We start from the raw sequence: 7,546 nt of genomic DNA, 5'->3' as shown, positions 1-7,546 counted from the left end.
TTGGCGGTGTTAGCCCGCTTTCTTTGCTTACTTTCTTTGCGGCGGCAAAGAAAGTAAGTGCCGCCCCGCACAGGGGCAACCCTAGCAGACCACTAACAAAAAGCGGATGCCAGCAAAAAAAAAAGCAACCCACCGTCGGAGACAAAAAAACAAAAAAACACCACTACCCAAACCTCAATCCACCCAGCGTCATAGCATCCCTCAACCCCAGCCTGGGATACATCTTCTCGATAATCCGCATATCATTGCGGCTCTCTTCGATAATCCAGTCACGAACCTCATCCACAACTGGCCGCAAAGGCTTATTAGCCGGAATCACAAGACAGCACCGCCGATTAGTGACAATCACTTCCTGCTCAGCAGGCAACAGCGCCCCTTGCGCAAGCCAATGCGACACAACATTGAGCCACCCAAGCGCAATCCCTTGCCCCAGCAAGGCAGCCTGCACAACAATCGCATAGTCACCAAAACTCAGCATGCCGGCCACATGCCGCCCATGTCCCGCGAACGCGCCGAATCGCTCATGCCAGCCGCGTTCTTCGTCATCCATGACGATCACCGTATCCCCATGCGCGCGCCCAGCGTCCGAAGTCGCGCTATCCATATAGCGCTCATTACAGACGGGCAACAGCGTCTCAGGCATCACCATGACAGCGTGCTCGTCGATCTCGCCATCGTGCAAAAACCGCATGCCGAGATCGACATCGTTGAGCGGACCGCCAATCCGCCCCGAGATCAGCTGAAACCGCAAGTCGATATTAGGGAAAGCCTGATTCAGCCGGCTCATGCGCGGCATCAGCCAATGCGTCGTGAATCCCGTCGAAACCGATAAGGTCACCGACTCCACGCCCGTCGCGCGGGCCTCGATTTCCCTGATTGCATTTTCGATGCCGTTGAAGCCTTCGGAAATGGCGCGGTACAGAATCCGGCCGCTTTCCGTCAGTTCGATACCGCCGCGCACCCGCTCGAACAGGCGCACGCCAATGTGATCCTCCATGCGCGCGAGCATGCGGCTCACGGCGGGCTGGCTCACATATAGCTCCTGCGCGGCACGCGTGAAGTTGCCGCAGCGGGCGGCCGCTTCGAACACGAACAGCGCATTCGCACTCGGCAGTTTCTTGCGAAGATTTGGCATGACCTGATGTTATGCCTGATCCAACAATTTGGGAATTGCTGTCAAAAAGATCGAGCCGTATATTTTTCTCAACGCACCCCTTTCGAATGAGAGACACGTCATGGACGCAAGAGCGAAAACGGGAGTATCGATCAGGTCGGCAACGAAGCGCTATGGCCCCGTGGTCGCGCTCGATGACGTATCGCTCGATATCGCGCCGGGTGAATTCGTGTCGCTGCTCGGACCGTCCGGCTCGGGCAAGACGACCTTGCTCGGCATTCTCGGCGGCTTCGTGCAGCCCACGTCGGGTGCCGTCTGGGTCGGCGAGCGCGACATTACATTTGCGCCGCCGCATAAGCGCGACATCGGCATCGTGTTCCAGAACTATGCGCTGTTCCCGCACATGACCGTCGGCGAGAACGTCGCGTTTCCGCTGCGCGCGCGCCGCCAGCCGAAATCGGGCTGGGCGAAGAAGGTCGCCGGTGCGCTCGCGATGGTCGAACTGTCAGGCTATGAGTCGCGCAACATCAGCCAGCTGTCGGGCGGTCAGCGTCAGCGTGTGGCACTCGCTCGCGCGATGGTGTTCGAGCCGCAACTGATCCTGATGGACGAGCCGCTCTCGGCACTCGATAAACAACTGCGCGAAACCATGCAGATCGAGTTGCGTCGCCTGCATCGCAAGCTCGGCGCAACCATCGTCAACGTCACGCACGATCAGCGCGAAGCACTGACGATGAGCGACCGCGTCGCCGTGCTGAAAGACGGCAGGCTCGCGCAGATCGATACCCCCGAACGCCTGTATGACCGTCCGTGCGATGCGTTCGTCGCGAGCTTTATCGGCGAAGCGACGCTGCTCAACGTCAGCCGCGCGGGCGACGATGCCGTGCGTCTCGGCGATGCCGTGTTGCGCACTGCGCATCCGTTGCCGCGTGGAGAGAATCTGCTGCTCGCGGTGCAGACAGAAAAACTCGTGATCGACGGCACTGATGCGCCAAACGGCGCACAGACCAACCGTCTGTCATGCCGCGTCACCGAAGTGCTGTATCAGGGCGAGAGCCTGCGTGTGTTCGCCGCACTCGCCGACGGCACGGCCATCAGTCTCAGACAGCCGGGCAGCCATGAAGCGCGCCGGCGCATTCCATCGCCGGGCGCGCACATGACGGTCGCGCTCGACCCTCAGGACACGATCGTCGTACCCGCCTGATTTCACTCACCGCCTGTGCACGGGCATGCCTTCTTACGCGATTCACGCACACTGCCAAAGGATGATGCAATGAAGCTCACCGATTTCAAGGTTCTGACGTTCGATGTCGTCGGCACGCTGATCAACTTCGAGAAGGGCGTGCTCACGTCCATTCGCCGGCTGGGCGGCGCGAAAGCCAAAGACCTGACCGACGAAGAAATCTTCGAGCCGTACATGGAAGGCCGTGCCACGTATCCGGGCCGCTCGAGCCACGAGATGGCCAACGTGTATCTGCACGTCGCCAAGGCACTCGGCCTGCCCGACGATGCGCAATCGGCAGCAGCATTCCAGCGCGACGTGCTCGAGTGGCCCGCGTTCGAAGATTCGGTTGCAGCGTTGAAGCGCCTGCGCAAGCACTATCGCCTGGTCGCGATGACGAACGCAGACCGCGTCGCCTTGTCGGCCTACGCACACACGCTCGGCGATCCGTTCGACGACACCGTTTGCTGTGATGAAACGGGCGTCGCCAAACCGGATCCGCAGTTCTTCGCCTATAACCGCGGGCGCCAGGCAGCCTTCGGCTACAAGTTCGGCGAGATCCTGCACACGGCGCAAAGCCAGTATCACGACATCGGTATCGCGACGAAGCTCGGTTATGCGACGTGCTGGATCGAACGCCGTCAGGGCCTGAAGGGTTTTGGCGCGACGCCTGTTCCCGAGGCCGTCACCGAGCCGACCTTCAAGTTTGCGACGCTCGCCGCGCTCGCGGACGCCGTCGAAGCCGAAGCACGCGCCGCCTGCTCATGCTCGCGCCGACGACACCGCCGAGGCCGCAACCCGCCTCGCTGGGGCGCGCGATGGCGGCGCGCCCGCCCATCGTGCAGGAGCCGGTCAGCATGGGCGCGCCGCTCGCACGCGATCTGAACGTCGATGTGGCGATCATCGGTGCGGGCTATTCGGGCCTTGCTGCCGCGTATGCGCTGCAAAAACGCGGCGTCGATTGCGCGGTGTTCGACGCGAACCCCGTTGGCTGGGGCGCGAGCGGGCGCAATGGCGGCGTGGTGTCGTCGAAGTTCAGGCCGTCGTTTCCGTCGATCGCCAGCACGTATGACCTCGACACGGCAAAGCGCATGCACCGGCTCGCGCATGACGGCGTGCGCGTGGTCGAACAGTTCGTCGATGAGTTCAAGCTGGAACGCGCGCATTTCGAACACACGGGCAGCCTGCGTTGCGCACACACCGAACGCGCATTCGCGTCGATTCGCGCCGAAGCGGATTGGGTCCGCACGCAACTCGGCGATGCATCGATGAGTGTTCTGACGCGCGGCGAGATTGCGCTGGAGACGGGTTCGGACGGTTTCGTGGGCGGCGTGCTGAGCGCCGATGCAGGTACGATCCTGCCGCTCGAATATGTATGGGGCATCGCACGCGGCCTGACGGCGCGCGGCGTGCCGATCTACGAAGCGACGCCCGTTCTCGACATGAAACGCGTGCCGGGCGGCGCCGTGCTGCGTGTGCCGGGCGGCAGCGTGCGCGCAAAACAGGTGATCGTCGCGACCAATGCGTATTCGAATCTGACGGAAGCCACATCGTCGTATCAGCGAGAACTCGTGCCATTCCGCAGCGCGATGATAGCCACGGAAAGATTGTCGCCGGAACTCGATGCAAAGCTGATGGTCAACCGGCGCAGCTACACCGAAACGCGTCGCATGATGAAGTGGTTTCGCAAGGTGGACGGACGCATGCTGTTTGGTGGCCGCGATGCGTTCGGCAAGGAAGGGCAGGCAACCGGCCTCGATGCGTTGCAGCGCGCGATGGTCGCGCTGTTTCCCGACCTCGCGGATGTGCGTGTCGAATATGGCTGGTCCGGTTATGTCGGCATGACGTTCAATGCATTGCCGCATGTCGGACGCAGCGATGATGTCACGACGTTTTGTCTCGGGTATAACGGTGCAGGTGTCGCAATGGCGAGCCTGATCGGCCAGCATGCCGCTGCACTGGCACTTGGCGACAAGCCCGAGCTTGCGCTGCTGGCGCAAGAAGGTTTGCGGCCCGTGCCGTTTCATTCGCTGCGCGCGCCGGGTGTGAGGCTCGTTGCAGCGTGGTATCAGTTTCTCGACGCCGTGGGTGCATGATGACGACAGTCAAACACGCTTATCAGGAACAGACTGTGATGCAGGCCGCTACGATCGATCCGTCGGTACGTCACCAGCAGCGCGAAGACCGCGCGATGCTGTTGCTGATGGCGCCCGCGCTGCTCGTCGTGGTGATACTGCTGGTGGTGCCGCTCGCGTGGCTTTCGTGGCAGTCGATCTATCACGACGGCGCATTCACGCTCGTCAACTATCGGCGCGTTTTCACGGGCACGTATCTCGACACGTTCCTGATGACCTTCAAGCTGAGCATCATCGTGACGGGTGTGACCTTGCTGCTCGGCTATCCCGTTGCGTATTTCGCTGCATCGGTGCCGCCGAAATGGAGCGCGCTGATACTCGGCATGGTGATCCTGCCGTTCTGGACCAGTGTGCTCGTGCGGACTTATGCATGGCTCGTGCTCTTGCAGCGCACAGGTCTCGTGAACAAGGCGTTGCTGGGCATGGGTCTGATCGACAGGCCGTTGCAGCTTTCGTATAACCAGTTCGGCACGATCGTCGCGATGGTGCATATCCTGCTGCCGTTCATGGTGCTGCCGCTGTACTCCGCGATGCAGAAGATTCCCGCCAATCTGTCGCAGGCGGGCGCGAGCCTCGGCGGTTCGCCGCTGCATGTGTTCTGGCGCGTGTTCCTGCCGCTGTCGATGAGCGGTGTGGTGGCGGGCGTGACGCTGGTATTCGTGCTGTGCCTCGGCTTCTACATCACGCCTGAACTGATGGGTGGCGGCAAGTCGATCATGGTGTCGATGGTGGTGAGCCGCAACGTCGAGATCTACAACAGTTGGGGCGCGGCGAGTGCGGTGAGCGTCGTGCTGCTGGTTTGCGTGTTCGCGATCTTCTATGCGGCGAGCCGCCTGATTCCCCTCGAAAAGGCTCTGGGCGCAAAATGAACAAGCTCTCATTCGGAAGGCTGACGCTGGGTGCGGGCGTTGTGCTGATCCTCGTGTTCCTGATGCTGCCCGTGGTGCTCGTCGTGCCACTGTCGTTCTCCGATACGCGTTTCATGACGTTCCCGCCGCCCGCGTATTCGCTGCGCTGGTATCACTCGTTCTTCGACAATCCCGCGTGGATCGACGCGGCGCGCGTGACGCTGACGGCTTCCGTGTGCGCGGCGCTGATCGCAACGCCGCTTGGTATTGCGGCAGCGTATGGCATCCAGCATGGCTCGCACTGGTCGATGCGCTATCTGCGCACGCTGCTGATGCTGCCGTTGATGGTGCCGATCATCATCGTCGCGGTCGGCGTGTTCTTTGTGTTCACGCAAGCGGGTTACGTGAATACACTCACTGGTCTGATCATCGCCGATACGATGCTTGGCTTGCCGTATGTGCTGATTTCGGTCGGCGCGGATTTGCGCACCTTCGACCGCACGCAGGAAATGGTCGCGCGCAGCCTCGGCATGAACCGCTTTCGCAGCTTCATGACGGTGACGTTGCCGCAGATCAAGGCGAGCGTCATTTCGGGTGCGGTGTTCGTGTTCATTCAGGCACTCGATGAAACGGTGGTGGCGCTGTTCATCTCAGGTGGCGCAAACCAGACGCTGACACGGCGCATGTTCGTCACGTTGCGCGATGAGATCGATCCGACTATCGCCGCCATCAGCACGATGTTGACGGCACTGACGTTGTGCCTCGTGATGATCGTTGTCGTGAGCCGCCGCTCGTCGGCGGTTGCGCGGGCCTGATTTCTTTCTACGGAAGCGGGATGTCCAATTCACTGATGTTCTATATCGACGGCGCGTGGGTCGAGCCGTCCAGCGCGGCACGTCTGCCTGTTATCGATCCTTGTACGGAAGAGCCGTTTGCCGAAGTGGCGCTCGGCAATGCACAGGATGTCGAGCGCGCGGTGGCAGCGGCGAAGCGCGCGTTTGCGTCGTTCTCGCAGACGCGGCCCGAGGAACGTCTCGCGCTGATACGGCGCATTCTCGATGCGTACATGGAACGCTACGACGAGATGGCCGACACGATCATGCGCGAGATCGGCGCGCCCGCGAAGCTCGCGCATGCGTGGCAAGCGGGCCTCGGCAAGCGGCATCTGGAAGAAGTGCTGCGCACCTGCGAGAGCTTTGCATGGCAGCGCAAGAAAGGCACGACGTTGATCAATCAGGAGCCTGTCGGCGTGGTCGCGTTGATCACGCCGTGGAACTGGCCAATCAATCAGATCGTCTGCAAGGTCGCGCCGGCCATTGCGGCCGGCTGCACGATGGTGTTGAAGCCGAGCGAAGTGTCGCCGCTCAATGCTGTGCTATTCGCCGAGATCATCGATGCGGCCGGCGTGCCGGCTGGCGTGTTCAATCTCGTCAACGGTGATGGGCCGACGGTAGGTGCTGCGCTGTGCAGTCATGCCGACGTCGACATGGTGTCGTTCACGGGTTCGACACGCGCTGGCGTGGAGATCGCGAAGCTCGCGGCGCCGACGGTCAAGCGCGTGCATCAGGAACTGGGTGGCAAGTCCGCCAACATTCTGCTCGACGATGCCGATTTCGAAACGGCGGTGACGGCGGGCGTGAATTCATGCTTTGGCAATAGCGGGCAATCGTGCAACGCACCGACGCGCATGCTGGTGCCTGCGTCGCGGCATGACGAAGCGGTGGAGATTGCGCGGCGCGCGGCGAGTGCACATCGCGTCGGGGCTGCCGATGCGCCAGACACGACGATGGGGCCAGTGGTCAGCGACGTGCAGTTCGAGCGCGTGCAGCGGCTGATCGGTATCGGAATCGAAGAAGGCGCGCAGCTGGTGACGGGCGGCGAGGGGCGGCCCGATGGACTGGATCGCGGCTATTACGTGAAGCCGACGGTGTTCGCGAACGTCGATCCGTCGATGACGATTGCGCGTGAAGAGATCTTCGGCCCGGTGCTGGCGATCATGCCGTATCGCGATGAAGAAGACGCGATTGCGATTGCCAACGATACGCCGTTTGGGCTCGCCGCTTATGTGCAATCGGCGGATATCGGGCGGGCGCGCAGAGTGGGGTTCAGGATGCGCGCGGGGAGTGTGTACCTGAATTATCCGGCGTGGGATGCGGGGTCGCCGTTTGGTGGTTATAAGCAGTCCGGGAATGGGCGTGAGTATGGGGGTGTCTCTTAGAGAGATCTC

At 61.7% G+C, this 7,546-nt stretch carries 6 protein-coding genes and 1 pseudogene; 6 read left to right on the top strand and 1 reads right to left on the bottom strand.

Features of this window, described 5'->3' with window-relative positions:
• Positions 1 to 163 precede the first annotated feature (163 nt).
• On the bottom strand, positions 164 to 1,135 hold the full coding sequence (locus tag DK391_RS43460) for a LysR family transcriptional regulator (RefSeq protein WP_109484179.1): 972 nt from the start codon (positions 1,133 to 1,135) through the stop codon (positions 164 to 166).
• Between the two features lie 100 nt (positions 1,136 to 1,235).
• Between DK391_RS43460 and DK391_RS43455 the strand changes: the two genes are divergently transcribed.
• The 6 genes and pseudogenes from DK391_RS43455 (at position 1,236) to DK391_RS43430 (ending at position 7,537) form a co-directional block, all read left to right on the top strand.
• Positions 1,236 to 2,318: an ABC transporter ATP-binding protein gene (locus DK391_RS43455; protein WP_109484178.1), complete on the top strand. Its 1,083-nt coding sequence runs from the start codon at positions 1,236 to 1,238 to the stop codon at positions 2,316 to 2,318.
• Positions 2,319 to 2,387: 69 nt separating this feature from the next.
• Positions 2,388 to 3,095: pseudogene (locus tag DK391_RS43450) on the top strand (HAD-IA family hydrolase); the annotation flags it as partial.
• 5 nt (positions 3,096 to 3,100) lie between these two features.
• Positions 3,101 to 4,432, top strand: a complete 1,332-nt coding sequence (locus DK391_RS43445) for an FAD-binding oxidoreductase (protein WP_109484177.1) — start codon at positions 3,101 to 3,103, stop codon at positions 4,430 to 4,432.
• Entirely contained in the window at positions 4,429 to 5,340 is a 912-nt protein-coding gene (locus tag DK391_RS43440) for an ABC transporter permease (RefSeq protein WP_109484176.1), read from the top strand. The genes DK391_RS43445 and DK391_RS43440 overlap by 4 nt, the downstream gene beginning before the upstream one ends.
• A complete protein-coding gene (locus DK391_RS43435) occupies positions 5,337 to 6,134 on the top strand; it encodes an ABC transporter permease (RefSeq protein WP_109484175.1) in 798 nt (265 codons plus the stop codon). The genes DK391_RS43440 and DK391_RS43435 overlap by 4 nt, the downstream gene beginning before the upstream one ends.
• Positions 6,135 to 6,154: 20 nt before the next feature.
• Positions 6,155 to 7,537: an aldehyde dehydrogenase family protein gene (locus tag DK391_RS43430; RefSeq protein WP_109484174.1), complete on the top strand. Its 1,383-nt coding sequence runs from the start codon at positions 6,155 to 6,157 to the stop codon at positions 7,535 to 7,537.
• Positions 7,538 to 7,546 lie beyond the last annotated feature (9 nt).

This window comes from Paraburkholderia sp. C35, assembly GCF_003121405.1.
In the GTDB taxonomy this organism is placed as follows: domain Bacteria; phylum Pseudomonadota; class Gammaproteobacteria; order Burkholderiales; family Burkholderiaceae; genus Paraburkholderia.
This window is presented reverse-complemented; position numbering and strand designations above follow the sequence as displayed.

Bases quoted from the DNA above. Each gene is read 5' to 3' on its own strand.
- DK391_RS43440 (WP_109484176.1), top strand. From the start codon at position 4,429: ATGATGACGACAGTCAAACACGCTTATCAGGAACAGACTGTGATGCAG.
- DK391_RS43435 (WP_109484175.1), top strand. From the start codon at position 5,337: ATGAACAAGCTCTCATTCGGAAGGCTGACGCTGGGTGCGGGCGTTGTG.
- DK391_RS43460 (WP_109484179.1), bottom strand. From the start codon at position 1,135: ATGCCAAATCTTCGCAAGAAACTGCCGAGTGCGAATGCGCTGTTCGTG.
- DK391_RS43430 (WP_109484174.1), top strand. From the start codon at position 6,155: ATGTCCAATTCACTGATGTTCTATATCGACGGCGCGTGGGTCGAGCCG.
- DK391_RS43455 (WP_109484178.1), top strand. From the start codon at position 1,236: ATGGACGCAAGAGCGAAAACGGGAGTATCGATCAGGTCGGCAACGAAG.
- DK391_RS43445 (WP_109484177.1), top strand. From the start codon at position 3,101: ATGCTCGCGCCGACGACACCGCCGAGGCCGCAACCCGCCTCGCTGGGG.